The organism is Acidovorax sp. SUPP950 (assembly GCF_030158935.1).
GTDB lineage: Bacteria > Pseudomonadota > Gammaproteobacteria > Burkholderiales > Burkholderiaceae_C > Paracidovorax.
In genome coordinates, this window is record NZ_BQXE01000003.1 from 369,712 (window position 1) to 396,527 (window position 26,816).

The 26,816-nt window shown below is 69.0% G+C and carries 26 protein-coding genes; 10 read left to right on the forward strand and 16 right to left on the reverse strand.

Annotation, left to right across the window (positions count from 1 at the left end; genetic code table 11):
* Positions 1-137 precede the first annotated feature (137 nt).
* Together AVME950_RS15520 and AVME950_RS15525 are read left to right on the forward strand one after the other, a co-directional pair.
* A complete protein-coding gene (locus AVME950_RS15520; protein ID WP_284397335.1) occupies positions 138-725 on the forward strand; it encodes a Spy/CpxP family protein refolding chaperone in 588 nt (195 codons plus the stop codon).
* A 175-nt stretch (positions 726-900) separates the two neighbouring features.
* Positions 901-1,482: an acyloxyacyl hydrolase gene (locus AVME950_RS15525; RefSeq protein WP_284397338.1), complete on the forward strand. Its 582-nt coding sequence runs from the start codon at positions 901-903 to the stop codon at positions 1,480-1,482.
* 966 nt (positions 1,483-2,448) lie between these two features.
* Here AVME950_RS15525 and AVME950_RS15530 read toward each other — a convergent pair.
* The 4 genes from AVME950_RS15530 to AVME950_RS15545 form a co-directional block, all read right to left on the reverse strand.
* Complete coding sequence (locus tag AVME950_RS15530) at positions 2,449-6,951, reverse strand: EAL domain-containing protein (RefSeq protein WP_284397341.1); 4,503 nt, start codon at positions 6,949-6,951, stop codon at positions 2,449-2,451.
* A 123-nt stretch (positions 6,952-7,074) separates the two neighbouring features.
* Positions 7,075-8,190: a 3-deoxy-7-phosphoheptulonate synthase gene (locus AVME950_RS15535; protein WP_284430505.1), complete on the reverse strand. Its 1,116-nt coding sequence runs from the start codon at positions 8,188-8,190 to the stop codon at positions 7,075-7,077.
* A 45-nt stretch (positions 8,191-8,235) separates the two neighbouring features.
* Complete coding sequence (locus tag AVME950_RS15540; protein WP_284397350.1) at positions 8,236-8,718, reverse strand: C40 family peptidase; 483 nt, start codon at positions 8,716-8,718, stop codon at positions 8,236-8,238.
* Between the two features lie 50 nt (positions 8,719-8,768).
* Positions 8,769-10,115, reverse strand: coding sequence for a chloride channel protein (locus AVME950_RS15545; protein WP_284430506.1), 1,347 nt, complete (start codon positions 10,113-10,115; stop codon positions 8,769-8,771).
* 175 nt (positions 10,116-10,290) lie between these two features.
* Between AVME950_RS15545 and ssb the strand changes: the two genes are divergently transcribed.
* Positions 10,291-10,860, forward strand: a complete 570-nt coding sequence (ssb, locus tag AVME950_RS15550; protein WP_272566325.1) for a single-stranded DNA-binding protein — start codon at positions 10,291-10,293, stop codon at positions 10,858-10,860.
* A 105-nt stretch (positions 10,861-10,965) separates the two neighbouring features.
* Here the strand turns inward: ssb and AVME950_RS15555 are convergent, their stop codons facing one another.
* From AVME950_RS15555 to AVME950_RS15575, 5 genes are all read right to left on the reverse strand, one after another.
* Entirely contained in the window at positions 10,966-11,238 is a 273-nt protein-coding gene (locus AVME950_RS15555) for a hypothetical protein (protein ID WP_284430507.1), read from the reverse strand.
* Between the two features lie 5 nt (positions 11,239-11,243).
* The gene (locus AVME950_RS15560; protein WP_284427864.1) at positions 11,244-11,792 is read right to left on the reverse strand and encodes a type 1 glutamine amidotransferase domain-containing protein; all 549 of its coding nucleotides are present in this window, start codon (positions 11,790-11,792) and stop codon (positions 11,244-11,246) included.
* 102 nt (positions 11,793-11,894) lie between these two features.
* Positions 11,895-12,317, reverse strand: a complete 423-nt coding sequence (locus tag AVME950_RS15565) for a DUF6691 family protein (protein ID WP_284430508.1) — start codon at positions 12,315-12,317, stop codon at positions 11,895-11,897.
* Between the two features lie 16 nt (positions 12,318-12,333).
* Positions 12,334-12,762, reverse strand: coding sequence for a YeeE/YedE family protein (locus tag AVME950_RS15570; protein ID WP_284430509.1), 429 nt, complete (start codon positions 12,760-12,762; stop codon positions 12,334-12,336).
* 5 nt (positions 12,763-12,767) lie between these two features.
* A complete protein-coding gene (locus tag AVME950_RS15575) occupies positions 12,768-13,082 on the reverse strand; it encodes an ArsR/SmtB family transcription factor (RefSeq protein WP_284430510.1) in 315 nt (104 codons plus the stop codon).
* 124 nt (positions 13,083-13,206) lie between these two features.
* On the opposite strand from AVME950_RS15575, the gene AVME950_RS15580 reads away from it, so the two are divergent.
* Together AVME950_RS15580 and AVME950_RS15585 are read left to right on the forward strand one after the other, a co-directional pair.
* Entirely contained in the window at positions 13,207-14,088 is an 882-nt protein-coding gene (locus AVME950_RS15580; protein ID WP_284430511.1) for an MBL fold metallo-hydrolase, read from the forward strand.
* A gap of 150 nt (positions 14,089-14,238) precedes the next feature.
* Complete coding sequence (locus tag AVME950_RS15585; RefSeq protein WP_284397368.1) at positions 14,239-14,577, forward strand: serine/threonine protein kinase; 339 nt, start codon at positions 14,239-14,241, stop codon at positions 14,575-14,577.
* A 158-nt stretch (positions 14,578-14,735) separates the two neighbouring features.
* Here the strand turns inward: AVME950_RS15585 and AVME950_RS15590 are convergent, their stop codons facing one another.
* The 4 genes from AVME950_RS15590 to AVME950_RS15605 form a co-directional block, all read right to left on the reverse strand.
* On the reverse strand, positions 14,736-16,397 hold the full coding sequence (locus AVME950_RS15590; protein ID WP_284430512.1) for an L-lactate permease: 1,662 nt from the start codon (positions 16,395-16,397) through the stop codon (positions 14,736-14,738).
* A gap of 217 nt (positions 16,398-16,614) precedes the next feature.
* Positions 16,615-17,505, reverse strand: a complete 891-nt coding sequence (locus AVME950_RS15595; RefSeq protein WP_284410027.1) for a LysR substrate-binding domain-containing protein — start codon at positions 17,503-17,505, stop codon at positions 16,615-16,617.
* Positions 17,506-17,521: 16 nt separating this feature from the next.
* Positions 17,522-18,649 (reverse strand): tRNA 2-thiouridine(34) synthase MnmA, encoded by a 1,128-nt coding sequence (gene mnmA / locus AVME950_RS15600; protein ID WP_284430513.1) that lies wholly within the window; start codon positions 18,647-18,649, stop codon positions 17,522-17,524.
* A 194-nt stretch (positions 18,650-18,843) separates the two neighbouring features.
* Entirely contained in the window at positions 18,844-19,326 is a 483-nt protein-coding gene (locus AVME950_RS15605) for an NUDIX hydrolase (RefSeq protein WP_272566313.1), read from the reverse strand.
* Between the two features lie 299 nt (positions 19,327-19,625).
* On the opposite strand from AVME950_RS15605, the gene paoA reads away from it, so the two are divergent.
* From paoA to AVME950_RS15625, 4 genes are read left to right on the forward strand one after another with little or no spacing between them, the layout of a single operon-like run.
* Entirely contained in the window at positions 19,626-20,297 is a 672-nt protein-coding gene (gene paoA / locus AVME950_RS15610; protein ID WP_284430514.1) for an aldehyde dehydrogenase iron-sulfur subunit PaoA, read from the forward strand.
* Positions 20,294-21,250, forward strand: a complete 957-nt coding sequence (locus AVME950_RS15615; protein WP_284430515.1) for an FAD binding domain-containing protein — start codon at positions 20,294-20,296, stop codon at positions 21,248-21,250. Before paoA ends, AVME950_RS15615 begins: the two co-directional genes overlap by 4 nt.
* The gene (paoC, locus tag AVME950_RS15620; RefSeq protein ID WP_284430516.1) at positions 21,247-23,445 is read left to right on the forward strand and encodes an aldehyde oxidoreductase molybdenum-binding subunit PaoC; all 2,199 of its coding nucleotides are present in this window, start codon (positions 21,247-21,249) and stop codon (positions 23,443-23,445) included. The genes AVME950_RS15615 and paoC overlap by 4 nt, the downstream gene beginning before the upstream one ends.
* Positions 23,446-23,463: 18 nt before the next feature.
* Positions 23,464-24,477 (forward strand): XdhC family protein, encoded by a 1,014-nt coding sequence (locus AVME950_RS15625; protein WP_284430517.1) that lies wholly within the window; start codon positions 23,464-23,466, stop codon positions 24,475-24,477.
* Positions 24,478-24,550: 73 nt separating this feature from the next.
* Here the strand turns inward: AVME950_RS15625 and AVME950_RS15630 are convergent, their stop codons facing one another.
* The 3 genes from AVME950_RS15630 to AVME950_RS15640 are packed head-to-tail and all read right to left on the reverse strand — an operon-like array spanning position 24,551 to position 26,089.
* Complete coding sequence (locus AVME950_RS15630; protein ID WP_284430518.1) at positions 24,551-24,901, reverse strand: DUF4148 domain-containing protein; 351 nt, start codon at positions 24,899-24,901, stop codon at positions 24,551-24,553.
* A 41-nt stretch (positions 24,902-24,942) separates the two neighbouring features.
* Positions 24,943-25,239 (reverse strand): YciI family protein, encoded by a 297-nt coding sequence (locus AVME950_RS15635; protein ID WP_284430519.1) that lies wholly within the window; start codon positions 25,237-25,239, stop codon positions 24,943-24,945.
* Between the two features lie 43 nt (positions 25,240-25,282).
* On the reverse strand, positions 25,283-26,089 hold the full coding sequence (locus AVME950_RS15640; RefSeq protein WP_284430520.1) for an SDR family NAD(P)-dependent oxidoreductase: 807 nt from the start codon (positions 26,087-26,089) through the stop codon (positions 25,283-25,285).
* 218 nt (positions 26,090-26,307) lie between these two features.
* On the opposite strand from AVME950_RS15640, the gene AVME950_RS15645 reads away from it, so the two are divergent.
* Positions 26,308-26,745 (forward strand): winged helix-turn-helix transcriptional regulator, encoded by a 438-nt coding sequence (locus AVME950_RS15645; protein WP_284430521.1) that lies wholly within the window; start codon positions 26,308-26,310, stop codon positions 26,743-26,745.
* Positions 26,746-26,816 lie beyond the last annotated feature (71 nt).

The following is a 26,816-nucleotide window of genomic DNA, read 5'->3' on the forward strand; positions in this document are numbered from 1 at the left end:
CAACCCTTGTCACAACTTTACACAGCCACACGAACGCCTCACGCCGGCGTTACACAGGGGGAAGACACTGGCCCTCAACCGCTGCAACGGTCGTTGCGGCGGACCCACTCGCCCCCTGGGGCAAGAAAGGAACCACCATGTCCATCTTCTTCCAACGACGCATCGCCGGCGCTGCCGCCGCCACCGCCCTGCTGGCCGCCCTGGCCGCACCCGCCTTCGCGCAGACCCCTCCCCCCGCCCCGTCCGCGCCGCCCGCCGCCGGCCCGTCGCAGGACGGCCCGCGCCACCGCATGCCCAGCCCCGAGCAGCGCAAGGCGCACATGGAGCAGCGCGCCAACGCCCTGCAGCAAAAGCTGCAGCTCACCCCGGCCCAGCAGCCCGCCTGGGACACCTTCAAGGCCGCGATGCAGCCGCAGGAGCGCGGCGCGCGGCTCGATCCCAAGGGCCTCGACCAGCTGACCACGCCCGAGCGCATCGACCGCATGCGGGCCATGCGCGCCCAGCACAGCGCGGAGGCCGACCGCCGCGATGAAGCCACCAAGGCCTTCTACGCCACGCTGACCCCGGCGCAGCAAAAGACCTTCGACCAGGAAAGCCGCCGCATGCACCGCCACCCTGGCATGGGCGGCCCACGCGATGGTGAACGCGGCAAGGACGGACGCCACGGCGGCCCGCGCGGCGAACGCCCGGCCGTGCCGCCGGTGCCCGCACCCGCGCCGCAGTAAGCGACCGGTCCGGGAGGGTTTGCGCACAGTCTGGATATCTCTGCATACCCCCCGGTCAGATCCCGACCGATCAGTACGGTTGAGGCGACTGCCTACAACGCACCCCCCGATGGGCGGAATACAGTGGGTTACACACGTTGTGCAAACCCACAGTCATTCCATCGAGGGAATTTCCATGCCGATCACCCACCTCCTGCGTTCCCGCGCCCTGCTGCGCGGGAACGCTTTTTTCCTGGCGCTGGCCTGCGTCGCCGGCGCAGGCGCCGTTCACGCCCAGCCTTCGGGCACCAGCCCGTCCGTCTACGTGCAAGGCGGCTGGGCAGAACACCAGACCGATTCCGCCGCCGTGGGTGTGACGCTGCCCTGGAACTGGCAGAGCGAGCTGTGGGGCCATGAAGTGCGCGGCTACTGGGACATTTCCGCCAGCCGCTGGTCGTACAACGGGGTCAATGGCTCGGGCGACCTGACCGTGGTCGGCTTCACCCCCACCTTCCGCCTGCGCCCCGACAACGGCCGCGCCAACTGGTTCTGGGAAGGGGGCGTCGGCATCACGTATGCCGACCGCAAGTACCACACCCCCGACAAGGAGTTCAGCACCCGCTACAACTTCGGTTCCCACCTGGGCGTGGGCTACAGCCTGGGCGCGCAGCGCCAGCACGAGATCGTGCTGCGGGTGCAGCACCTGTCCAACGCGGGCATCAAGAAGCCCAACCCGGGCGAGAACTTCGTGCAGCTGCGCTACGCGTACCACTTCTGATCCCTGCCTGTTTCATCCATGCCAACAAGGGCCCTTCGGGGCCCTTTTTCTTTGGCAGATGCCGATCCGGGGCGCATTGTGGACAAGCCTGGGGACATTTCCGGAGCAACCCATGGGTTATCCACAGAAGACGCCGAGGCGCCGAAGTTGTTGTCGCCCGGCATGCCGGTTCACCCGGCCAGCGCCACAGGGTTTGCGACCATCCAAGTGCTTGGCAGCGTTGAGGAAATCGGCCTTGTCCACAGAAACGGGGCTCCTCTACTACTACTGCTATGTATTGATAGAACCTTTAATGGAATAACAAGGAACCTCCGGGCCGCCGAAAACCGACCGCCGCGCTCCTTGCCCGACGTCACCCGGGCCCGGCGCAAAACGAAGGCATCCCGCCCGCCGTGGGAAAAGAAAAAGGGAAGGGAAAGAAAAAGAAGAAAGGGGCGAACGCCTCGCCGTCCGATCGACGGGCTGCGCCCGATCCATGGTCGGCAGATATCGGACCTGGCGACATCGCACGGAAGGGGGCCGCTTTCGCGCCAATGAGCGAAAAAGGGCGGCCACGGGAACAAGTCTGTGGATATTTCCCGCACAACCGGCCACTTGTCCACAGCGAAATGCGATGCGCCGGTTTTGTCCCCGCCGCCGCGACAGCAGGAGCCGGGTGCCGCCCACAAGGTTCACGGCATCGCAAGTCCGTTGATCCGCAACGGAAAAATGCAGTTGTCCACAGTTGGAGGCCGTGCTTACTACGACTACTATGGATTGATAAAGACATTAAGGAGAAGACAGAAAAAACCGTCGCCCGCGGCCCGCCCCGGATGGCGAGGAGGTGTGGCAGAACGAGACGCGCGTGGCGCAGGAAGGCGCCAGGGGCCTTCGGCACAGCGGAGGCAGGGGGAGGGGACACCCGGCGCGTGGAAGGCCGCCCAGCCGCCCGGCAGGGGCCTGCCGGGGGCTGTCAGAGGAAAAAGATCAGACGGGCGCGTTCCGCAGGAAGCGCTCGAGCACGTCGGCCGGCAGCGGCCGGCTGAAGAAATAGCCCTGGTAGAGCTGGCAGCCCGCCTGGGCCAGGCGGTTGCGCTGGGCGCCGGTCTCGACGCCTTCGGCGATGACGTTCAGGCCCAGGCTGCGCGAGAGCGCGATGATGGTGTCCACGATGGCCGCATCGTTGGGATCGCTGAGCAGGTCGCGCACGAAGCTCTGGTCGATCTTGAGCTGGTCCAGTGGCATGCGCTTGAGGTAGCTCAGGGAGGAGTAGCCGGTGCCGAAGTCGTCCAGCGAGAAACCCACCCCATGGGCGCGCAGCGCCGACATGGTGGCGATGGTGGTTTCCATGTCGTCCACGAAGAGGCTTTCGGTCAGCTCCAGCTTGAGCTGGTCGGCCGGCGCCCCGGTGAACACCAGCGCACGCACCACGTCGTCCACGAAGCCCGCGTGGTGGAACTGGCGCGAGCTCACGTTCACCGCCATGGTGAGGTGCGACAGGGAGGGCTCGTCCTGCCAGCTGGCCAGCAAGGTGCAAGCGGTGTGCAGCACCCAACGGCCCAGGGGCAGCACGAGCCCGGTTTCTTCGGCCAGGGGGATGAAATCGCCTGGCGGCACCATGCCCCGCTTGGCGTGCGGCCAGCGCACCAGCGCCTCCACCCCGACCACGCGGTTCATCGTGTCCACCTGGGGCTGGTAGTGCAGCAGGAATTCCTCGCGGGCGATCGCCGTGCGCAGGTCGTCTTCCAGCGCGGCCCGGGCCGTCACCACGGCCTGCATGCCGGGGTCGAAAAAGCGCAGGGTGTTGCGGCCGGCGGTCTTGGCCTGGTACATGGCCAGGTCCGCCTGCTTGAGCAGCTCGCCCACGGTGGACTGGCCGTCGGTGAACGGGGCGACGCCGATGCTGGGCGTGCTGCGGTACTGGTAGCCGTCCAGGGCATAGGGGGCGCTCAGCACCGACAGGATCTTCTCGCCCACCACGCGGGCGCTCACGGCCAGTTCGTCGGGCCGGGGGCTGAGCGCCTCGATCATCACCACGAACTCGTCGCCGCCCAGCCGCGCCACGGTATCGACGGTGCGCACGCAGGTGTTCAGGCGCTGCGCCACCTGCTGCAGCAGCAGGTCGCCCTTGTCGTGGCCGAGCGTGTCGTTCAGCGTCTTGAAGTTGTCCAGGTCGATGAACAGCAGCGCCCCGCCCTGGCGCTGGCGCTGCGCCGTGGCCAGGGCCTGGTGCATGCGGTCCATGAGCAGCATGCGGTTGGGCAGGCCGGTGAGCGAGTCGAAGAACGCCAGGCGCTGGATCTCGCGCTCGGTGGCCTTGCGGTGGCCGATGTCGGTGTGGATGGCCAGGATGGATTCGGGCTGGCCGCCCTCGTCGCGCACCAGGGTCCAGCGGCCTTCCACGTCGATCGCATGCCCGTCCTGGTGGAACTGCACGATCTCGCCCGTCCACTCGCCCTGGGCCAGGGTGGCCTCGGTGGCGCGCAGGAATTCGGTGGCGTTCTGGTAGAGCAGCGTGTCGATGGTGCGGCCCAGCACCTGCGCCTGCGACCAGCCGTACATGCGTTCCGCGCCCTGGTTCCAGAACGTGATGCGGTGCTCCAGGTCGCGCACGATGATGGCGTCGCGGGCCTTGTCCAGCAGCGAGGCCTGGCGCCGGATGTGGGCGTCCGATGCCTGGCGGGCCATTTCGGCGGTGGCGCGCGCCGCGAAGATGCGCAAGGTCGAGGAGACCAGCGCCGGCCGCTCCAGCGGCTCGCGGAAGATCACGAAGATCAGCCCGATGGGCCGCCCCTCGGCGTCGCGCAGCTGCTGGCCCACGTAGCTTTGGGCGCCCAGCGCCGCGACGGGTGAGCGCGGGTACAGCTCGCAGACGCCGGATGTGACCACGTATTCCGCCTCGGTCGCCAGCCGCAGGCTGGGCGTGCCCTCCAGCGAATACTCGGCATTGGGCTGCACCACGCCATCCTGCACGCGCGAGAGCGTGATGGCGCGCGGCGGCTGTCCCTCCACCGGCGGCAGCAGCCGCGTCACGCAGCCGGCCTGTGCGCCCAGGGCGTCCGCCATGTTGCTGGCCAGCTGCTTGAAGAATTCGGTCCCGGTGCTGGCCGAGATGGCAGCGGCGGCCTTGAGCACCACGCTCTGCAGGCGCTGCTGGTCCTGGCGGGTGCGCAGGCTCTCGATGCCGAAGGCCAGGTCGTTGGCCAGCTGCTGCAGCAGCTCGGTCTCCTCGGAGCCGATCTCCAGCACTTCGGGCGGGTAGAGGTACAGCAGGCCGAACGAGCGCTCGGCGTTGCGCAGCGGCAGGCTGATCACCGAATGCAGGCCTTGCCGCAGCATGCGCTCGGTCCAGCTGGCGAACGTCGGGTCGAGCCGGATGTCGCGCACGATCACCGGGCGGCCGCTGCGCACCGCCAGCCCGGCCGGGCCCTGGCCGCCCGGCTGGTCGGCCGACCAGCTCAGCTGCAGTGTCTCCGCATAGTGGTCGCTGTGGTGGCCGCTCCAGGCCACGGGCTCGATGCTCTGGCGCGCATCGTCGCGCACCATGCCGACCCAGGCCATCCGGTAGCCGCCCACGTCCGTGGCGATGCGGCAGACCTCGCGCAGCAGGTCGGCCTCGGAGGTCGCGCGCACAAGGGATTCGTTGCAGGCGGCCAGCAGCCGCTGGATGCTGCCCACCCGCGCCAGCTCCCGTTCGAGGCGCATGCGCTGCGTGACGTCGGTGGCCAGCACCTGGCGTGCAGGCACACCGTTGAATTCGATGCCCCCGGCATACACCTCGGTGTCGATCACCGTGCCGTCCTTCTTGCGGTGGCGCCGGTGCACGGCGTCACGCCGGGCATTGTGGGGAATGGTGTGCGCTTCCCGTATGCGGGCTTCGCGGTTGTCCTGGGGCCACAGGTCAGGCGTGGTCATGCACAGCAGTTCCGCCTCGCTGTACCCGTACTGGCGCACCATGGCCCGGTTGACGGCCAGGATGCGCAGGGTGCCCAGCTCGTACACCCACATGGGCTGCGGGTGCGCATCGAACAGCAGGCGGTATTGCTGCTCTGACGCGTGCAGCTGCGCGGCATAGCGCCGCAGCTGCACCACGGCGCCCAGCGACTCGGCCAGGATCTGCACGTGCGCCAGGTGGCGCTGCGAGAACGACGCCAGCGGGTCGCCGTTGACCTTGAGCATGCCCACCACCGCGTCGCCCGCGCGCACCGGCGCCGCGATGAAGGCCACCGGCCCCGGCTCGCACAGGGCGGCCGAGGGCATGGCCTGCGCGACGGCCGGCTGGCTGCAGACGGTCTCGCCCGCGTCGATGCGGTGCCACAGCTCGTAGCCTTCCAGCGGGCGCACGTCGTTCAGCGGCACGGCGCGCATGCCGGTGCTGGCCTGCACCCGGGCTTTGTCGCCTTCGCGCATCACCACCATCGCACCGCCGGCATCGGACAGTTCCATCGCGGTGCGGGCCACCAGCTGCAGCACCTCGTCCATGGACAGTTCGAGCGACGAAATCTTCTGCTGCACGCGCACCAGCTCGGCGTGGGTGCGGGCCTCGTCCTTGGCCTGCAGCGCGCTGTCCTTTTGCGCGCTGATGTCGGTCATGCCGCCCACCATGCGGATCGCATGGCCTTCGGCGTCGCGGATCACGAAGCCGCGGTCCTGCACCCAGGCGTAGCTGCCGTCGTAGCGGCGAAAGCGGTATTCCTCGGCCCAGTGCTTGGCCGTGCCCTCGATCGCCGCGTGGATGCTCTCCAGCACCGCGTCGCTGTCTTCCGGGTGCAGGCGCAGCGTCCACGACGTGCTGTCGTGCGGCAGGGTCTGCATGGGCACACCGAACAGCGTCTGCATGCCCTCGTTCCACCACATGGAGTCGTCGTGCAGGTTCCAGTCCCAGATGGCGTCGGCCGTGGCGCGCGCCACCAGGTGAAAGCGCTCGTCGCTGGCGGCCCGCTCGGTGGCCATGCGCGCCTGGTTGCGCTGGCTGCGGCGCAACTCCAGCAGGGCGATGGCCTGCCCGGCCACCGCGCGCAACGATTCGAGCTGGGGTGGTTGCAGCACGCACGGCTCGGTGGACATCACCACCACGGCGCCCAGCACCCATTTCTCCGCGGTGATCAGCGGCATGCAGGCCACGGCGCGCACGCGCGGCCCGGCGATCACCAGCGGATGGCGGCGCAGCGTGGAATGGGCGTGGGTGTCCTGCACCTGCACCACCCGGCCGTCCACCGCCAGGGCGCACAGCGGGTGGGCCGCATCCAGCGACTGCAGTTCGATGCCGGTGCTGGCCTTGAACCACTCGCGCCCCTGGTCGATGAAACCGATCGCCGCCATGGGCATGCCGCACAGGCGGGCGGCCAGCCGGGTCAGCTGATCGAACGCCTCCTCCGCCGGGGTGTCCAGCACCGCGCAGGCACGCAGCGCCTCCAGGCGTTTGCCCACGGGCGCAACCTTGGGCGGCACGCTCAAAAGGCCAGCGGACGGGAAAGTGACCGTGGGCATGGGTCGGTAGGCGACAGCACCTGCATGGGATTCGGGCGGATCGGGATCTGCGGCGGCAAATGACTACAAAAAGTAACGGTGAATGCTACACCGGCGCCGTGCCGGCCGGTGTTGCTTCCTGGCCTATCGGGCCTGCCGCCGTTCGCGCACCGCCTGGGCCAGGGCCTGTAGCACCGGCACTGTCTGCGCCATGCTGATGCAGGCGTCGGTCACCGATACGCCCTGCGCCAGGGGCTGGCCAGCGACGATGTCCTGCCGGCCTTCCTGCAGGTGGCTCTCGATCATCAGGCCCACGATGCGGCGGTCACCGCCGGCCACCTGCCCGGCAACATCGGCCGCCACGTCGATCTGGCGGCTGTGCTGCTTGCTGCTGTTGGCGTGCGAGACGTCGACCATTACCTGCGCGCGCAGCCCCGCCGCCTGCAGCAGCTGGCAGGCGGCGTCCACGGATGGCGCCGCGTAGTTGGGCTGCTTGCCGCCGCGCAGGATCACGTGGCAGTCGTTGTTGCCGCGCGTCTCGAAGATGGCGGACTGGCCCATCTTGGTCATGCCCATGAAGGCATGCGGCGCCTGGGCCGCCAGGATGGCGTCGCTGGCCACCTTCACGCCGCCGTCGGTGCCGTTCTTGAAGCCCACCGGGCACGACAGGCCGCTGGCCAGCTGGCGGTGGCTCTGGCTTTCGGTGGTGCGCGCCCCGATCGCGCCCCAGCTCACCAGGTCGCTGATGAACTGCGGGCTGAGCAGGTCGAGGAATTCGGTGCCCACCGGCAGGCCCAGCGCCAGGATGTCCAGGAGCAGCGCGCGGGCCATCTCCAGCCCCTCGTTGATGGCGAAGCTGCCGTCCAGGTGCGGGTCGTTGATGTAGCCCTTCCAGCCGACGGTGGTGCGGGGCTTCTCGAAGTACACGCGCATCACGACCAGCAGGTCCTGCGACAGCGCATCGGCCTGCGTTTTGAGCTGGCGGGCGTATTCCATGGCCTGCCCGTGGTCGTGGATCGAGCAGGGTCCCACCACCACGACGAGACGGTCGTCCTGGCCGTGCAGCACGCGCGAGATCGCCGCGCGGCTGGTCTCGACCAGCTGCAGCGCGCCGGGCGGCGTGGGCAGCCATTCCTGCAGCAGCGCAGGCGTGATCAGCGGGCGCACGGCCTTGATGCGCGTGTCGTCGATGCGGGTCGTGTCGTGGGTGGAGAGCGGGGTGGCGGTGCGGTGCACGTGGGGGGTGGCTGGGGTCGTCATGGCGGCGATTGTCGCGCGCCGCCCGCCGCTGCCCCTTGGCCCCGCTCAGGGCCGGCGGAAGGCGGTTTTCTGCCGTGACCAGTAGCGCGAATCGAGCCGGTCCATCCGCACCTCGCCGCCGGTGGAGGGCGCGTGCACGAAGCGGCCCTCGCCCACGTAGATGCCCGCATGCGTCGGCCGCCCCGCGCCGAACACCACCAGGTCGCCCGTGCGCAGGTCGCCGCTGTCCACCGGCAGCCCGAAGTCGCTCAGCTGCGCCACGGTGCGCGGCGGGGCGATGCCCGCGCGGCTCTTGTACACATAGCCGATGAGGCCGCTGCAGTCGAATCCGCCTTCGGGCGTGTTGCCGCCATAGCGGTACGGCGTGCCCACCAGCCCCAGCGCATGGATGGCGATGTCGCTCGACTGGTCGGGCGACAGCTGCGAATACGTCACACTGGTGCGCGGCGAACGCGGCTGTGGCGTGGTACCGCAGCCGGCCAGCAGCAAGGCGGCGGACAACAGTGCAAGGCAGAGGGAGGCACGCATGCGCCGAGGGTAACGGATGTGCTGCGGCACCAGGCGCGCGAGCGTGGATGTCAGCGGGGCGATGCGTCCGCCGGTGCCGCCGGCCCCGCGCCCACCTTGTGCAGCAGGTGTTCCGCCAGCGTTTCGTACAGCGGGCGCACCAGCATGCGCGACACCAGGCTGGCCAGCATGGCCGAGGCCATCAGGCTCAGCACCATGGCATGGCCGTCCACCATCTCCATCACGATGATGAAGGCCGTGAGCGGCGCCTGCGTGACCGCCGCCAGGAAGGCCGCCATGCCCATGGCGATCAGGGCCGGGGCGATGTCCGCGCCGGTCAGCAGCGAGATGTTGTGCCCCACCCCCGCGCCGATCGACAGCGCTGGCGCGAAGAAGCCGCCGGGCACGCCGCACCAGGCCGTGAGCCAGGTGGCGATGAATTTCAGCGTGACATAGAACGCCGGGACATCGGCCTGCCCCGCCAGCATGTGCTTGACCGCCTCGGAGCCGGCGCCGAAGGTGGCGCCGCCGGTGGCCAGGCCGATCACCGCCACCGCCAGCCCGCCCGCTGCCGCGAAGCGCACCGGGAACCGGGCGCGCCACTGGTTGAGCCGGCCCGGCGCACCGGTGAGCGAAGCGGTGATGAGCTTGGCGAACAGGCCGCCCAGCACGCCGCACACCAGGGCCACGCCCAGGCCAGGCAGCAGCGCGTCCCAGCCCAGGCGGGGCACGCGAATCACCCCGAAATACGTCAGGTTGCCGAAGAACGACACCCCCATCAGCCCGGCCAGCACGATGGCCGCGATGATCAGCCCGCTGCTGCGCGATTCGAGCTTGCGCGACAGCTCCTCGATCGCGAACACCACGCCCGCCAGCGGCGCATTGAACGCCGCGGCGATGCCGGCGGCCCCGCCCGCCACCAGCAGCGCATGGCTGGTGATGCCCGAACGCGGCCCGAGCCAGCGCTGCGCGTGCTGCATCACGCCCGCCGCGACCTGCACCGACGGGCCCTCGCGGCCCATGGAAAGCCCGGCCAGAAAGCCCGCGCTGCCCAGCAGCACCTTGCCCAGCGACATGCGCAGCGAGACGAAGTAGCCGCGCTGGCCGGGCGGCAGGCCCGGCTCCAGCGCCGCCATCACCTGCGGAATGCCCGAGCCTGCCGCCCCGGGAACGAAGCGGCGCGTGGCCCACACGATGGCCGCCGTGAGCGCCGGGGTCCACAGCAGCACGCCCCAGCCGCCCTGCCAGTGCAGCACCTGCTCGAAGCGTGCGAACGCCCATTCCCCCAGGACCGTGAACGCCACCACGAAGAGCCCGGCCGCCGCGGCGTAGGCCAGCACGATCGCGCGCTCCACCCACCGCCAGCCGTCCGCGAACTCCTGCCGCAGGTTGTGAAGAAAGTCGGGTTCGCGATGCATGGGAAATGGCCAGGGCAGGCGGTGGAACAAGGCGTTTTGATTGTGGCACGGGCTTGTCGCACGGCCAGTCCGCGAACGGGGCGAATCGGGCACAATCGACGGCTCCCCGCGGCCCCTGGCAGGCCGCGCAGGCCGTAGTGCCTTCTCTCCACCATTCTCTACAGGCCCTTACACCATGGCATCCGTCAACAAAGTCATCATCGTGGGCAATCTCGGGCGCGATCCCGAAATGCGCACCTTCCCCAGCGGCGACCAGGTCGCCAACGTCACCATCGCCACCACCGACCGCTGGCGCGACAAGAACACCGGCGAGAACAAGGAAGCCACCGAGTGGCACCGCGTGGTGTTCAACGGCCGCCTGGCCGAAATCGTCGGCCAGTACCTGCGCAAGGGCTCGCAGGTCTATGTGGAAGGCAGCCTGCGCACCCGCAAGTGGACCGACCAGGCCGGCCAGGAAAAATTCACCACCGAAATCCGCGCCGACACCATGCAGATGCTGGGCAGCCGCCAGGGCATGGGCGGCGGCCAGGGCGGCGGTGGCGGCTACGAAGACAGCGGCTATGGCGGCGGTGGCAACGACGGCGGCTACGACAACAGCGCCCCGCCCGCTCCGGCGCGCCGCCCGGCACCGGCACCGGTCCAGCGCCCTGCCGCGCCCGCACCGCGTCCGGCACCGGCGCCCGCCGCCCAGGCCCCGCGCGCGGCCTCGGGCTTCGACGACATGGACGACGACATTCCGTTCTGAAGCCGTCGCGCCGTCGTGGCCCATGAAAGGCCTGTCTTCGCAAGGAGACAGGCCTTTTTCGCACCTTTTTCGCGCGGGGTGCCGGGCCACCGATGGGCTGCTTTTTCAGGCGGTTTCCTTGCCCGCGCCTTCCTTTTCCTCGCCGGCCGGCTCCGTTTTCCACAGGCCCCGCACGTTCATCGCCGCCAGGCAGCACTGCAGCGCCATGAGCGCCCAGGCGCGGGTGTGCCATCCCCAGGCCAGCCACAGCACGTTGCTGCCGAGAAAGATCCAGAACCCGGCATTGCGCCGCGCTGAGTGCGTGGAGGCGACCAGCCAGGCCGCCAGCACCGACGCCGCGAATGCCGGCCACTGCAAGAGGCCGAGCCAGTCGTCCATCGCGGTCAGGCGCCCACGGCCTGCAGCAGCTTCTGGTTGAACGCCGGAATGTCGTCGGGCTTGCGGCTGCTGACCCATTGCCCCTCGACGTGCACGGTTTCGTCCACCCAGGTGGCGCCGGCGTTGCGCAGGTCGGTGGCCAAGCTGGGCCAGCTGGTCAGGGTCTTGCCGCGCACCAGGCCGGCGTCCACCAGCAGCCAGGCCCCATGGCAGATCACGGCGATGGGCTTGCCGGCCTGGTCGATGGCCTGCACGAAGGCCTGGGCCTTCGCGTCCGTGCGCAGGGTGTCGGCGTTGAGCACGCCGCCGGGCAGCAGCACGGCATCAAACCGGGCGGGATCGGCCTGGTCGAGGGTGCCGTCCACCGCGAAGGTATCGGCCTTTTCGTCGTGGTGGAAGCCCTGCACCTGGCCGGCCTTCGGGGCGATGATCCGGGTGGCGATGCCGGCCTTTTGCAGCGCGTCGCGCGGGCCGGTCAGCTCGACCTGTTCGAAGCCGTCGGTCACGAGGATGGCGACGGTGCGGGCGCTGGCGGCGGGAGAGGATGCGGTCATGGGTGGGGTCCTTTCAAAGGCCACCAATCTAGGGGCCGTGGTGCCCGTGGCGTGTCGGCCAACTGCCATCGCGGCGCAGGACATCGGCCTGCATGGCGGTCGTCAGCCGCGACCGCGCCAGCGCTCGATACCCTCGAACACCGCCATGCCGGCCAGCAGGGCGGCCACGAACCACACGCCGTCCGGCACCCCCATGCCCAGCAGCACCAGGGCCGGGCCGGGGCAGATGCCGGCCAGCCCCCAGCCGATGCCGAACAACGCGCTGCCGCCCACCAGCCGCGCGTCGATGCCGTGCGCGGCGGGCCACTGCAGCGGTGTGCCGCGCAGCGTGGTGCCCCGGCGGCGCGCCATCGTGAACGCCACCAGGGCCACGCCCACGGCGCCAGCCATCACCAGGGCGAGCGACGGGTCCCAGGACCCCGCGATGTCCAGGAACCCCAGCACCTTGGCCGGGTCGGCCATGCCGGACACCAGCAGCCCCAGCCCGAAGACCAGGCCCGCGGCAAAGGCGATCAGAACGGTCATGGCGCGTTCCCTCCGTTCAGGCCAGGTGCCGCAGCGCGAAGACGGTGCCCATGCCGGCCGCCATGAAAACCAGCGTGGCCACCAGGGAGCGCACCGACCAGCGCGACAGTCCGCACACGCCGTGGCCGCTGGTGCAGCCCGCCCCGTAGCGCGTGCCCACGCCCACCAGCAGGCCCGCGGCGATGAGCAGGCCCGGGCCGGCGTCGATGCGCACTGCCGGCAGGGGTGCGGCCAGTGCATAGGCCAGCGGCGCCGCGACCAGGCCCGCCACGAAGGCCACGCGCCAGGCCCGGTCGCCGCGCCGGGGCCGCAGCAGGCCGCCCACCACGCCGCTGATGCCGGCGATTCGCCCCGCCAGCAGGAAAAAGCCCCCGGCCGCCAGGCCGATGAGCGCGCCGCCCGCCAACGCGGTGCCGGGGGTGAAGGCGTTCCAGTCGATGGCCATGGGGTTCACTCCTTGGGGCAATACAGGCGGTACAGCACCGCCAGGATCTCGAGCAGCGCGGCGTCGGCCACGCGGTAGTGGATGTTCTTGCCCTCGCGCCGGGTCTCCACCACGCCCTGGGTGCGCAGCACGCCGAGCTGCTGCGACAGCGTGGGCTGCTGGATGCCCAGGCGTGCCTGCAGGTCGCTCACGCACTGCTCGCCCTGCGACAGCTGGCACAGCAGCAGCAGCCGGTCTTCGTTGGCCAGGGCCTTCAGGGCCGAGACGGCCTGGCTGGCCGCCTGGCGCAGGCGCTCGGGGTCGATGGGGATGGGGTCCATGGGAAGATCGGTGCAAAAGCCGTCACAAGGCCACCGAAAGGTCGGCGTTGGATTCAATATATCAAATCACATAATATCTGTGGAAAGATTGTTGTCCGCTGAACCGCCTGAAAGGCCGCCCGCCATGCCCCGCACCACTTCCCTGCAGTCGTTCTTCGATCCCGCCACGGGCACGGTGACCCACCTCGTGTGGGATCTGGCGACGCGGTGCGCGGCCATCATCGATCCGGTGCTCGACTTCGATGCCGCCGCGGGCCGCATCGCCACCCGCTCGGCCGATGCGGTGCTGGCCTGTGTGCGCGAGCGGGGGCTCACGGTGCAGTGGATCCTGGAGACCCATGTGCATGCCGACCACCTGTCGGCCGCGCCGTACCTGAAGGCGCAGGCGGGGGGCCGCATCGCGGTGGGCGAGCACATCCGCGCGGTGCAGGCCGCTTTCGGCCGGCTCTTTCCCGCCGAAACCGGCGCCGCGGACGGCAGCCCGTTCGACCATCTGGTGCGCGATGGCGAAACGCTGCGGCTGGGCGACACGCCCGTCACGGCCCTGTGGGTGCCGGGGCACACGCCGGCCGACATGGCCTACCTTGTGGACGGCGCGGCCTTCGTGGGCGACACGCTCTTCATGCCCGACGTGGGCACGGCGCGGGCGGACTTTCCCGGGGGCGATGCGGCCACGCTCTACCGCTCCATCCAGCGGCTGCTGGCGCTGCCGGGCGACACGCGCCTGTTCGTGTGCCACGACTACCCACCGGCCGGGCGCGCGCCGCAATGGGAGACCACGGTGCAGGCGCAGCGCGAACACAACATCCACGTGGGCGGCGGCGTGGCCGAGGCGGATTTCGTCGCCCTGCGCCGCGCGCGCGACGCCACGCTGGGCGCGCCGGCGCTGCTGCTGCCCTCCCTGCAGGTCAACGTGCGCGCAGGGCAACTGCCGCCCCCCGAGGCGAACGGCATCGCCTACCTGCGCATTCCGCTGAACGCGTTCGGGACGCCGCCGGCCGCCTGAGCCCGGGCGTTGTCGGGCCGTGCGGGATCGCTCCTACCCGGTAACAGGTGCCGGGCCCACTGCCCCGGCGCTGGCACGGGGCGAAGCTGTAGGCATCCGGCGCACCGTTTCACGGACCGCGTCCCCACCGACCGACCCAAGGAGCCCGCCATGCGCACCCCCATCGTTCCCGACACCGCCATCGACCCCACCGACGATCCCACGGCCGAAATGCCGGAAGGCGACGACATCAACGACCATCTGGAAGCCGAGCAGGACGTTTCGGACGGCATCGAGGACATCTCGGTGCAGGCCTTCGACGACCCGCGCAGCGGCGGCCCGCTGAACTTCGACGACGGCACCGACATGGCCCACCCCCGCGGCAAGACCGGCCGCGACGGCGGCACCTGGGAGGCCGAGGGCAGCGACAGCGGCGACCTGGAGCCACCGGCCGAGATGCTCTCCGACCGCAACGGCCCGAGCGACCCGGACGCCAAGCGCACCGGCTGACGTGGCGCGGCAACGCAGCAAAAAACAAAAAGGGGCGCCCGTGCGCCCCTTTTGCTTGCTATTGAAAATATAGCGGTATGCCCTAGTGGAACATGCGGTCGCGGCCCAAAAGGCTTCAAGCGCCTGACGTGGAGGCCGCCGCCGGTTCCACGGCCCGTTCAGTGCACCACCATCAGGTGGAAGGGCCACACGTACGCCTGCAGTGTCACGTACAGCCCCACCAGGCAGGCCAGCGCGATCGAGTGGAAGAACACGTAGCGCAGGATGTCGCCCTCGTGGTTGAACCAGCGGGTGGCCGTCGATGCCACCACGATCGACTGCGCATCGATCATCTTGCCCATCACCCCGCCCGAGCTGTTGGCCGCGCCCATGAGGTTGGGCGACAGGCCCAACTGCTCGGCGGCGACCTTCTGCATGCCGCCGAACAGCACGTTCGAGGCCGTGTCCGAGCCGGTGAGCGCCACGCCCAGCCAGCCCATCAGCGTGCCGAAGAACGGGTAGAACACGCCCGTGTTGGCGAACGCCAGTCCCAGCGTGGTGTCGGTGCCCGAATAGCGCGTGAGCGTGCCCAGGGCCAGCATGAGCACGATGGTCAGCAGCGAAAAGCGCACCAGCCACACTGTCTTGAAGAACGTGCACACGATGGCGACCGGGTTGTATTTCATGAAGAACGCGCTCACCACCGCCGACAGCAGGATGGCGGTGCCTGTGGCCGACAGCAGGTTCAGCGTGTACACCGCGCCCTCCTTGGTGGGCGTGGGCACCACGGGCGGCACCTTCTCGATCAGGTTGTGCAGGCCGGCCATGGGGAAGGCGGGTGCGAACAGGCCGTTGAGCCAGGCCTTGACCGGCGGCAGGCCCCAGATGAACACGAACACCGACAGGATGACCCAGGGCGTCCAGGCGGCCACCAGCGCGGCGCGGCTGTGCGCGGTGACGGGCTGGGGCGGCTTGGCTTCCGAGGCGCTCACGTCGCGCCCGCGCAGCGAGGCCGAGGTCCACACCGTCTTGGGCTTCCACACGCGCAGGAAGGCCACCAGCGAGGCCATGGAGACGATGGCGGCGATGATGTCCACCAGTTCGGGGCCGATGAAGTTGGACACCAGGTACTGGGGCACGGCGAAGGACACCGCCGTCACCAGGATGGCGGGCCAGATCTCCCACATGCCCTTGCGGCCCGCGAAGGCCCAGATCAGCCAGAACGGCACCAGCAGCGAGAAGAACGGCAGCTGCCGCCCCACCATCGCCGTCACCTCCATCAGGTCGTAGCCGTGCACCTTGGCCAGCGTGATGACCGGCGTGCCCAGCGCCCCGAACGCCACCGGCGCCGTGTTGGCGATGAGCGACAGGCCCGAGGCGGCCAGCGGCGAAAAGCCCAGCCCGATCAGGATGGCCGCCGTCACCGCCACCGGGGTGCCGAAGCCCGCCGCGCCCTCGAAGAACGCGCCGAAGCTGAAGGCGATCAGCAGCAGCTGGATGCGCCGGTCGCCGGTGATGCCTGAGAGCGAATCCTGCAGCACCTTGAAGCTGCCGTTCTGCTCGGTCAGCTGGTGCAGGAAGATGATGTTCAGCACGATCCAGCCGATGGGCAGCAGGCCGGTGAAGCCGCCGTACAGCGCTGCGCGCCCGGCCATGTCGGCCGGCATGCCGTAGGCGAAGATGGCCACCAGCAGCGCCGCGACCAGGCCCAGCCCGGCCGCGATGTGCGCCTTGATGTGAAAGAAGCCCAGCGCGGCGAGCATCACGACCACCGGGATCGCGGCCAGCGCGGTGGAAATGATCATGTTGCCGAACGGGTCGTAGATTTGCTGCCAGGTCATGGGTTTGTCTCCGGTGTTCTATCGGTGTGCGGACCGCGGGGCCCCGTGCCGCGGCCCTCTGCCGGGACCTGCGCCGGCCCACTGTAGAAATTTGCGGAGCGCGCGGCGTGAAAAACCTTCGCGGCCCGCGTGAAGGCTTTTCAAACCGTGTCAGTTCCGTGTCAGCCGCTGCGCCCGCAGGGGCTGCGCCCCGCCACCCCGGAGCGCCCGGCGCCCGTCAGGGGCCGTCGTGCAGCGCCTGGCGCAGCCAGTCCACGAAGGCCGCGCACTCCCAGCGCTCGAGCGCGCCGGCCTTCCAGCACAGGAAATAGTCGTGCGGCGACGGCAGGCTGTCGCGCGACAGGCGCACGAGCTGGCCGCTCTCCAGCCAGGGCTGGCCCGCGCGCAGGCGCAGCAGCGCCACGCCGAAGCCGGCCACCGCCGCGTCCCAGGCCATGCCCAGGTCGTTGAACTGGCTGCCCACCACCGGCTCGGGCTGGGCGATGCCCACGGCCTTGAACCAGGTGCGCCAGGGCTCCAGCGCGCAGCGGATGAAGCGCACGCGCGCCGCCGCCTCTTCCGTCGCCAGGCCGTCCAGCGGACCGGTCTCGGCCAGGTATTCGGGGCTGCACACCGGCGTGATCCGGTCGGCGAAGAGCTGCACCGATTCGCGGTCGGGAAAGTGCCCGGTGCCGAAGCGCACCTCCACGTCGGCCTCCTCGGCCATCATGTGGTGCACCGGCAGCGACACCTGCAGCTGCAGCTCGATGTCCGGGTAGGCATGGCGGAACTGCGCGATGCGCGGCAGCAGCATCTGGCGCGCGAAGGTCGGCGTCACGCCCAGGCGCAGGCGCGTCGCCTGGCCCACGCCCAGGGTGCCGGGCACGTGCTGCAGCGCGGCGATGGCCTCGCGCACCCGCTCCAGGTAGGCGGCGCCGGCGGGCGTCAGGCTGAAATCGCCGCGCGCGAAGAGCTTGACGGCCAGCAACGTCTCCATCTGGCGGATGCGGTGGCTCACCGCGCTGGGCGTCACGCTCATCTCCTCGGCCGCGTGCGTCACGCTGCGCAGCCGCGCCAGCGCCTCGAACGCCAGCAGGCCCTGGATCGGCGGAATGCGCGGCGGGGCCATGCGTGCGGCGGGCCCGTCAGGCGACGGTGGTGGCCGACGCGATCACGCCGCCCCCGAGGCACACCTCGCCGTCGTACAGCACGGCGGACTGGCCCGGGGTGACAGCCCATTGCGCGTCGGGAAATTCCAGCGCGAAGCCGCCGTCCGGCAGCGGATCGATGCGGCAGGGCGCATCGGCCTGCCGGTAGCGCGTCTTGGCCACCAGCAGGCCGGCGGCGGGCGGCGCGCCGGCCACCCAGCTCGCATCGCCCGCCTGCAGCGTGTGCGACTGCAGCCAGGGGTGGTCATGGCCCTGCACCACGCGCAGCACGTTCTTGTCCAGGTCCTTGCGCGCGACGAACCAGGGGGCGTGGTCCCCGCTGCCCCGCTGCGCGCCCTTTTCCTTCACCCCGCCGATCCCCAGGCCCTGGCGCTGGCCCAGCGTGTAGAAGCTCAGGCCCTGGTGGCGGCCCAGCGTGCGCCCGCGCTCGTCCTGGATCGGCCCCGCCGCATGGGCGATGTAGCGGTTCAGGAACTCGCGGAACGGCCGCTCCCCGATGAAGCAGATGCCGGTGGAGTCCTTCTTCTTGGCATTGGGCAGGCCGATCTCTTCGGCGATGCGGCGCACCTCGGTCTTGTGCAGCTCGCCCACGGGAAACAGCGTCTTCGACAGCTGCGCCTGGTTCAGGCGGTGCAGGAAATAGCTCTGGTCCTTGGACGGGTCCAGGCCCTTGAGCAGTTCAAACAGGCCGCTCGCCGCGTTCTGCCGCACCCGCGCGTAATGGCCGGTCGCGATCTTCTCGGCGCCCAGGCGCATGGCGTGGTCCAGGAAGGCCTTGAACTTGATCTCGGCGTTGCACAGCACGTCGGGGTTGGGCGTGCGGCCGGCCTGGTACTCGCGCAGGAACTCGGCGAACACGCGGTCCTTGTACTCGGCGGCGAAGTTCACGTGCTCGATCTCGATGCCGATCACGTCGGCCACGGCGGCCGCATCCACGAAGTCGATGTTGGAGGAGCAGTATTCGCTGTCGTCGTCGTCTTCCCAGTTCTTCATGAAGATGCCGACGACCTCATGGCCCATGGCTTTCAGCAGATGGGCGGTGACCGCGGAATCCACGCCGCCGGACAGGCCGACGACGACGCGGTGCTTGGGGGTTGCTGTCATGGCCGGGATTGTATTTTTTATGCCGCCGCGGCCGGGGGCCTGCCGGCAGAACGCCAGGTGCGCCGCGGGGCATGCGATCCGGCCGGATCTGTTTTGCTATTGAATTAATAGCAGAAAAGGCAATCAATCCGCCGGCATGGAGGCGATGAGGGGCCAAAACGCGGCGGTGGTGGGCGCCGTGCGGCCCGCCCGGGTCAGCGCGGCTGCAGCACGCTGGCGTCGGTGTGGATGAGCTCCAGCGGGTAGCGCTTGCCGGCCAGGTAGTCCTCGATGCACTCCATCACCAGCGGGCTGCGGTGGCGGTCGGCGCAGCAGCGGATCTCGTCGAGCGTCATCCACACGGTGCGAACGATGCCGTCGTCCAGCGTGCGCCAGGCATGCACCGGCCCCACCGAGCCGGCGAAGGCAAAGCGCAGGTAGGTGATGTCGTCGCCCGTGCGGGTGCGCGTGAAGCGGTTGAGGTACACGCCCACCAGTGCCGTGGGGGTGAAGTCGCAGGCGGTTTCCTCCAGCACCTCGCGCACGCAGCCGTCGATGGGCGACTCGCCCGGGTCCAGGTGGCCCGCCGGGTTGTTCAACCGCAGCCCGTCGGCCGTGTCTTCTTCCACCAGCAGGAAGCGGCCGTCCTGTTCGATGACGGCGGCCACGGTGACGTTGGGTTTCCAGCGGTTCGGCATGGCGGCCATTATGACGAGAGGGCATGTCAGGCCGTGTAGGGGATGCGCGACACGCGGGCGAGGACGGCGATTCGCCCGGCATCGGCATGGACGGACATCGAAGGGTACGGCCTGCCGATCGCCTGCCGCGCCACCGGTGGCTGACAAGCGGACGCGGCGTTGGCCTCCAAACCTTCTCCTTGGCGTCTGCGCAAGATGGATTGGGTGAGGCTTGCAAAGACATGCCCGCGCACGCGCTCCCGCACCCCGGCGAGTGGCCAGAGGGCTCCCCCGCCCCTTCCCCCATAAAGGATCCCACGATGCAAAACTTCTCCGACCCAGCGCTGACCCGGCGAGACCTGTTCGTCGTGGGGGCCGCCTCGGCTTCTGCGGTGGCCGCCACCGGGGCCGCCGCCCGCACCGCGGCGCCGCTGCCGGCCAAGTCCGGCGCGCTGGCGCCCCAGGGCGAGACGGCCATGCCGGTGCGCATGACCATCAACGGCCAGCAGCACACGCTGTCGCTGGACACCCGCACGACGCTGCTCGACGCCCTGCGCGAGCACCTGCACCTCACCGGCACCAAGAAGGGCTGCGACCACGGGCAGTGCGGTGCCTGCACGGTCATCGTCGATGGCCGCCGCATCAATGCCTGCCTGACCCTGGCGGTGATGCACGAGGGCGCGCAGGTCACCACCATCGAAGGCCTGGGCCAGCCGCAGAAGCTGCATCCGCTGCAGGCCGCGTTCGTCAAGCACGACGGCTACCAGTGCGGCTACTGCACGCCGGGCCAGATCTGCTCGGCCGTGGGGGTGCTGCAGGAAATCAAGGCCGGCATTCCCAGCCATGTGAGCGGCGACCTCACGGCGCAGCCCCTGCTCTCGGCCGACGAGATCCGCGAACGCATGAGCGGCAACCTGTGCCGCTGCGGGGCCTATTCCAACATCCTGGATGCGATCACCGAAGTGGCCACCACGAACGGGGGTGCTGCATGAAGCCATTCACCTACGAACGCGCGGCCTCGGTGCAGGCCGCCGCAGCCGCCGCTGCAGGCAACCCGCAGGCCCGGTTCATCGCCGGCGGCACGAACCTGCTGGACCTGATGAAGCTGCAGATCGAGGCGCCCACGCACCTCATCGACATCAACGGCCTGGGCCTGGACCGCATCGAGCCCGTGCCGGAGGGCGGCCTGCGGATCGGTGCGCTGGTGCGCAACACCGACCTGGCGGCGCATGCCGGCGTGCGGCGCGACTACGGCCTGCTGTCGCGCGCCCTGCTGGCCGGTGCGTCAGGCCAGTTGCGTAACAAGGCGACCACCGCCGGCAACCTGCTGCAGCGCACGCGCTGCCCCTACTTCTACGACACCAACATGCCGTGCAACAAGCGCCAGCCGGGCGCGGGCTGCGCGGCCATCGGCGGCGTCACGCGCCAGCATGCGGTGGTGGGCGCGAGCGAGGCCTGCATCGCCACGCACCCGAGCGACATGGCCGTGGCCATGCGGGCGCTGGATGCGGTGGTCGAGACGGTGCGGGCGGACGGCCAGCCACGCCGCATTCCCATCGCCGACTTCCACCGGCTGCCGGGCAACACCCCGCACATCGAGACCGCGCTCGACGCCGGCGAATTCATCACCGCCGTGACGCTGCCCACGCCCGCGGGCGGCACCCACATCTACCGCAAGGTGCGCGACCGCTCCTCGTACGCCTTCGCGCTCATTTCCGTGGCGGCCGTGCTGCAAAAGGACGGCACGGGCCGCGTCGCCCTGGGCGGCGTGGCGCACAAGCCCTGGCGCATGGCGTCGGCGGACGCGGCCCTGCCGCAAGGCGCGCAGGCCGCCACGGCGCAGTTGCTGGGCGCGGCGCGTCCCACCCACGAAAACGCATTCAAGGTGGCCCTGGTCGAGCGCACGCTTGCCGGCGTGCTGGCCGAGGCGAAAGGCCAATCATGAAATTCGACACCCCGGCTTCGCACAATGCCATCGACCAGCTCAAGGTGGTCGGCCAGCCGCTGGACCGCATCGACGGCCCGCTCAAGACCAGCGGACAGGCGCGCTATGCCTACGAGCAGCACGACGTCGTGGCGCGCCAGGCGTACGGCTACATCGTGGGATCGTCCATCGCCAAGGGGCGGATCGCCTCGATGGACCTGACCGCCGCGCGCGCCGCGCCGGGCGTGCTGGCCATCGTCAATGCCCAGAACGCCGGCAAGCTCGGCAAGGGCAAGATGAACGTCGCCCGCCTGCTGGGCGGCAGCGGCATCGAGCACTACCACCAGGCCGTCGCGCTGGTCGTGGCCGAAACCTTCGAGCAGGCCCGCGCCGCGGCGCATCTGCTGAAGATCGATTACGTCAGCACGCCTGGCGCGTTCGACCTGGCGGCTGAGCGTGGTTCCGCCACCGTGCCCAAGTCCTCCAAGCCCGAGAGCGCGTTCGGCAACTTCGCCGGCCGCTATCCCGAGGCCCCGGTGCGGCTGGATGTCACCTACACCACGCCCGACCACACCCACGCGATGATGGAGCCCTTCGCCTCGCTGGCGGCCTGGGAGGGCGACCACCTCACGGTGTGGCTGTCCAACCAGATGATCGCCTGGACCGCGGGCGACCTGGCCAAGACCCTGGGCCTGGCGCCGGACAAGGTGCGGCTGGTGTCGCCCTACATCGGCGGCGGCTTCGGCGGCAAGCTCTTCCTGCGGGCCGACACCGTGCTGGCCGCGCTGGGCGCGCGCGCGGCAGGCCGGCCGGTCAAGGTGGCGATGCAGCGCCCGCTCATGGCCAACAACGGCACGCACCGGCCCGCGACCATCCAGCGCATCCGCATCGGCGCGGGCCAAGACGGGCGGATCACCGCCATCGGCCATGAAAGCTGGTCCGGCAACCTGCCCGGCGGCGACCCCGAGGACGCCATCGCGCAGACACGGCTGCTGTATGCCGGTGCCCACCGCTACACGGCGCTGCGCATCTCGCAGCTGGACCTGCCCGAGGGCAATGCCATGCGCGCGCCCGGCGAGGCGCCCGGGCTGATGGCGCTGGAGATCGCCATGGACGAAATGGCCGAGCGGCTGGGCATCGACCCCATCGAATTCCGCGTCCTCAACGACACCCAGACCGATCCTGAAAAGCCGGGCCGCAAGTTCTCGCAGCGCCAGCTGGTCGAGTGCCTGCGCCTGGGCGCGGAGCGCTTCGGCTGGAGCCAGCGCAGCGCGGCACCAGGCCAGCGGCGCGAGGGCCGGTGGCTGGTCGGCATGGGCGTGGCCGCGGGCTTTCGCAACAACCTGCTGATGAAGTCGGCCGCGCGCGTGCGCCTGGACCGCACGGGGCGCGTGACCGTGGAAAGCGACATGACCGATATCGGCACCGGCAGCTACACCATCATGGGCCAGACGGCCGCTGAGGTGATGGGCGTTGCGCTCCAGCAGGTGGACGTGCGCCTGGGCGATTCCGCCTTTCCGGTCTCGGCCGGCTCGGGCGGCCAGTGGGGCGCCAACAACGCGACGGCCGGCGTGTATGCGGCCTGCATGAAGCTGCGCGAGACGATCGCGCGCAAGCTCGGCGTGGCGCCGGCCGATGCCGTGTTCGCCGATGGCATGGTGCGCGCGGCGGGGCGTTCGGTGCCCCTGGGCGAGGCGGCGGGCGAGGCCGGCCTGGTGGCCGAGGACGCCATCGAATACGGCGACCTCGACAAGCAGTACCAGCAGTCCACCTTCGCCGGGCATTTCGTCGAGGTGGGCGTGGCGGTGGACACGGGCGAAGTGCGGGTGCGCCGCATGCTGGCCGTGTGCGCGGCGGGCCGCATCCTCAACCCCAAGACTGCCCGCAGCCAGGTCATCGGCGCGATGACCATGGGCGTGGGTTCGGCGCTCATGGAAGAGCTGGCCGTGGACAAGCGCCGGGGCTTCTTCGTCAACCACGACCTGGCCGGCTACGAGGTGCCGGTGCATGCCGACATCCCGCACCAGGAGGTCATCTTCCTGCCGGAGACCGACCCCATCTCCTCGCCCATGAAAGCCAAGGGCGTGGGCGAGTTGGGCCTGTGCGGCGTCGGCGCCGCCGTGGCCAACGCGGTCTACAACGCCACGGGTGCGCGGGTGCGCGACTACCCCATCACCCTGGACAAGCTGCTGCCGCACCTGCCGGCCCAGGCCTGACGCCGAAGGGAACGCGCCGTGGACAACCTCGATTTCCGGGTGCTGCACACCCTGCTCGACTGGCGCCGCGCGGGGGGGCACGGCTGGCTCGTCACCGTGGTGCGGACGTGGGGCTCGTCGCCCCGGCCCGTGGGCTCCATCCTTGCGCTGTCGGACCGCGGCGCGGTCGTGGGCTCCGTCAGTGGCGGCTGCATCGAGGACGACCTGATCGCCCGGTGCTGCACGCCCGGCCGGGACGATGCCCTGCCCCGCGACCCGGCGAGCCCGGTGCTCCTGAAATACGGCGTGTCCGCCGATGAGGCCCACCGGTTCGGACTGCCCTGCGGCGGCACGCTGGAGCTGCTGGTGGAGCGCGATCCGGCGCTCGACTCGCTGCAGGCCCTGGTCGAGTCGCTGGCCGAGGGCTGCCTGGTGCGCCGCAGCGTGCGGCTCTCCGATGGGGCGGTCACCCTGTCCGAGGCCCGCGGCGCGCAGGCCTTCCATGCGGATGCGCAAACGGTGGCCAGCACCTTCGGCCCGCAGTACCGCATGCTGCTGATCGGCGCGGGGCAACTGGCCGAATACCTGGCCACCATGGCCGGCTTCAACGGCTTCGCGGTGACGGTGTGCGACCCACGGGTGGAGTACCGCGGCGCGTGGTCGGTGCCCGGCACCGCGCTGGCCGATGGCATGCCCGACGACGTGGTGCTGGCCTTCCGCGCCGATCGGCGCAGCGCCGTGATCGCGCTGACGCACGACCCCAAGCTGGACGATCTCGCCCTGCTGGAGGCGCTGAAGACCGATGCGTTCTATGTCGGCGCCATCGGCAGCCGGCGCAACAACGCAGCGCGGCGCCAGCGGCTGGCTGAGCACTTCGACCTGGACGCACCGGCGCTGGCGCGGTTGAAGGGGCCCATCGGTCTGTTCATCGGCAGCAAGACGCCGGCGGAGATTGCCGTGAGCGTCATGGCCGAGGTGTTGAGTGTCCGCAACGGGGTGGCGATCCCGCCGCAGATGCAGGTGGCGCCTGCGAAGGAATGGCTGGCGGGTTGAGGCGTGCCCCCGCCTGGGGTGATCGGACGGAGCCCATGCCATGCCCGCGCCACCCTCTGACATGCCCTGCGGCTCACTTTTTGTCGGTGGCCTTCTGGATTTCCGACTGGAACGCGTCGCTGCTGCGAAGGCGCAGGTATTCCTGGTAGGCCTCCTCGTAGGCCTTTGTGTCCAGCCCATACGAACGCGACAATTCTTCATACCGATCGGCTCCCGAACGGCGCCACAGGGCGAGGTCCGCGATCACCTCGGCACGGGACAATTCTTGTTGCCTGGACGCGCCTTCCTGTGCTTGGGATGGCACCGCGAAGGACATGGCAAGGGCCAGCACCGCAGCGGCTGCCGGGAGCATGCCGCGGCGTGCTCCCGATGGGTTCTGGGCGGTCTTCATGGAAGACACGGCATGCAATTGGGAATAAGGCATTTCAGGTTCTCCAAATCAATCAAGGAATGGGTGGGGCCGCATCAAGCGCGGGTTTTCAAATGGAGCATGGGGTGGTGCTCGTAATGGCCGATTCCTTGTCGGATCAGCGGGTCCCCGGAGGTGAGTGCGGTGATTTCCTGGTCGTCGGCGATTTGAAAGAGCGATACGCCATAACCCCCCGCAGGGTCCATCACGGGACCATGGGCGACGATCAGCCCTTGAGCGAGCAGCTTGTCCAGGTACATCCCGTGTTGCTTCATTCCCTCCTGCTCATCGGCAGACATCGTGGATAGAAAATCCGCGCGGGGAGGAATGAATTTGCAGAGAAAATATTTCATGGTGTGTTTTCGGTTGGTTTGCCAAACCCCGGTTTTTCCAGTGTCACGCTGCGGTTTTCACGCTTTTCAAAATCGCGCCTTCGAACATTTTCGGAAGGTAGCTTTGAAGGAACAGAATCATTCCGGTCATCTTCCCCACCGGGTTGCTGAACCTGGGCTCTTTCGTCCCGATCAACCGGGTAATGGTCTGCACCACGGCATCGGGTGCTTCGGCTTCGTCAATGCCCTTTTGCGTCGCTGCATCGGCCTGCCTGCGGTAGGCGTTGTAGTCAGCGATGCGAGCCGTGTTGGCCGCGACGGCGTTGTGGGCCAGATTGGTTTTGAACCAGACGGGCTCCACCATACTGACCTTGATATTGAACGGGTCCAATTCGAACCGCAGGGATTTGAAAAACCCTTGCACCGCGTGTTTGGATGCGGAGTAATAAGACAGGTTGGGTGGGCCGATCAGGCCGACGATGGAACTCACCGTGATGATCTGCCCCCGCTTTTGCTTGCGGAAATGGGGCAGCAAGGCGTTGGTGACCTTGACCGTGCCCCAGAAGTTGGTTTCGAACTGGTCACGGCCCACGGCCACCGAGGTTTCTTCGGCCAAGCCGGTGACCATGTAGCCCGCGTTGTTGACCAATACGTCCAGTTGCTGGGTGTGGGCAAACAGCTGGTCGGTGAATCGCCGGATGGATTCGTCATCATCGATGTCCAGTCGCAGCATTTTGAAAGGCACCTTGCCCGCGTACTTTTCAGGCTCGCGGCTGGTGCCGATCACATTGAAGCCTTGCTGTTGAAGCTGGTTGGCGAGCAGCAAACCGAAGCCGGAGGATGCGCCGGTAATCAAGACAGTCTTTTTCATGGGTGATGTTTTCTGAAAGGGATATGCGGAACTAAAGAATGGGCAAGGGACGCGAATTCATCGGGTGGTGGAATGAAGCCCCAGCCCCAAGGCGACTGCGTGACCTGTGCAATACAAAACGGTGCTGAACATGGATTCCTTCTGGACACGTGAGGGGATGGACTGGCGATGGCCCGCATGTTAGTATCGATTAAATAGTGAGTCAATACTAAAAAGATATGAACATCAAGAAATCTTCCGAAAGCACCTGTCCGATCGCGCGCAGCCTGGATGTCCTGGGTGACGCCTGGACGATGCTGATCCTGCGAGACGCCAATTCCGGACTGACACGCTTTGATCAGTTCAAGAAGAGCCTTGGGATTGCGCCCACCATGCTGACCAAGCGCTTGGCGACACTGACCGACGAAAAGTTGCTGGAAAAGCGGCAGTACTCCGAGCGTCCGCCCCGCGAGGAATACGTTCTGACCCAAGCGGGGCGCGACTACCTGCCGGTGCTTTTCATGATTGGCGCGTGGGGGAGAAAGCACCGGGGCGCAGGCCAACTGGTGCGTTTCCTGGATGCCGAGAACGGCACCGACATCCAGCCCGTCGCCATCGATGCGGTGACGGGAGCCGAAATCGGCACGCGTGCCATCAAGATGGTGAACCCCGAGTAGCAGATGCCGCGTCTCGCTCCGCAAGCGGCTGTGCGGAGTTCAATGACCCGCTCATCCGCCGTGGGGCAATT

Coding starts and splice junctions, on each gene's coding strand:
- AVME950_RS15520 (WP_284397335.1), top strand. CDS start 138: ATGTCCATCTTCTTCCAACGACGCATCGCCGGCGCTGCCGCCGCCACC.
- AVME950_RS15540 (WP_284397350.1), bottom strand. CDS start 8,718: ATGCGTGCCTCCCTCTGCCTTGCACTGTTGTCCGCCGCCTTGCTGCTG.
- AVME950_RS15570 (WP_284430509.1), bottom strand. CDS start 12,762: ATGGCCATCGACTGGAACGCCTTCACCCCCGGCACCGCGTTGGCGGGC.
- AVME950_RS15560 (WP_284427864.1), bottom strand. CDS start 11,792: ATGACCGCATCCTCTCCCGCCGCCAGCGCCCGCACCGTCGCCATCCTC.
- AVME950_RS15530 (WP_284397341.1), bottom strand. CDS start 6,951: ATGCCCACGGTCACTTTCCCGTCCGCTGGCCTTTTGAGCGTGCCGCCC.
- AVME950_RS15525 (WP_284397338.1), top strand. CDS start 901: ATGCCGATCACCCACCTCCTGCGTTCCCGCGCCCTGCTGCGCGGGAAC.
- paoA (WP_284430514.1), top strand. CDS start 19,626: ATGCAAAACTTCTCCGACCCAGCGCTGACCCGGCGAGACCTGTTCGTC.
- AVME950_RS15535 (WP_284430505.1), bottom strand. CDS start 8,190: ATGACGACCCCAGCCACCCCCCACGTGCACCGCACCGCCACCCCGCTC.
- AVME950_RS15585 (WP_284397368.1), top strand. CDS start 14,239: ATGCGCACCCCCATCGTTCCCGACACCGCCATCGACCCCACCGACGAT.
- AVME950_RS15640 (WP_284430520.1), bottom strand. CDS start 26,089: ATGAAAAAGACTGTCTTGATTACCGGCGCATCCTCCGGCTTCGGTTTG.
- AVME950_RS15590 (WP_284430512.1), bottom strand. CDS start 16,397: ATGACCTGGCAGCAAATCTACGACCCGTTCGGCAACATGATCATTTCC.
- AVME950_RS15595 (WP_284410027.1), bottom strand. CDS start 17,505: ATGGCCCCGCCGCGCATTCCGCCGATCCAGGGCCTGCTGGCGTTCGAG.
- mnmA (WP_284430513.1), bottom strand. CDS start 18,649: ATGACAGCAACCCCCAAGCACCGCGTCGTCGTCGGCCTGTCCGGCGGC.
- AVME950_RS15555 (WP_284430507.1), bottom strand. CDS start 11,238: ATGGACGACTGGCTCGGCCTCTTGCAGTGGCCGGCATTCGCGGCGTCG.
- paoC (WP_284430516.1), top strand. CDS start 21,247: ATGAAATTCGACACCCCGGCTTCGCACAATGCCATCGACCAGCTCAAG.
- AVME950_RS15635 (WP_284430519.1), bottom strand. CDS start 25,239: ATGAAATATTTTCTCTGCAAATTCATTCCTCCCCGCGCGGATTTTCTA.
- AVME950_RS15580 (WP_284430511.1), top strand. CDS start 13,207: ATGCCCCGCACCACTTCCCTGCAGTCGTTCTTCGATCCCGCCACGGGC.
- AVME950_RS15615 (WP_284430515.1), top strand. CDS start 20,294: ATGAAGCCATTCACCTACGAACGCGCGGCCTCGGTGCAGGCCGCCGCA.
- AVME950_RS15605 (WP_272566313.1), bottom strand. CDS start 19,326: ATGCCGAACCGCTGGAAACCCAACGTCACCGTGGCCGCCGTCATCGAA.
- AVME950_RS15565 (WP_284430508.1), bottom strand. CDS start 12,317: ATGACCGTTCTGATCGCCTTTGCCGCGGGCCTGGTCTTCGGGCTGGGG.
- ssb (WP_272566325.1), top strand. CDS start 10,291: ATGGCATCCGTCAACAAAGTCATCATCGTGGGCAATCTCGGGCGCGAT.
- AVME950_RS15575 (WP_284430510.1), bottom strand. CDS start 13,082: ATGGACCCCATCCCCATCGACCCCGAGCGCCTGCGCCAGGCGGCCAGC.
- AVME950_RS15630 (WP_284430518.1), bottom strand. CDS start 24,901: ATGCCTTATTCCCAATTGCATGCCGTGTCTTCCATGAAGACCGCCCAG.
- AVME950_RS15545 (WP_284430506.1), bottom strand. CDS start 10,115: ATGCATCGCGAACCCGACTTTCTTCACAACCTGCGGCAGGAGTTCGCG.
- AVME950_RS15645 (WP_284430521.1), top strand. CDS start 26,308: ATGAACATCAAGAAATCTTCCGAAAGCACCTGTCCGATCGCGCGCAGC.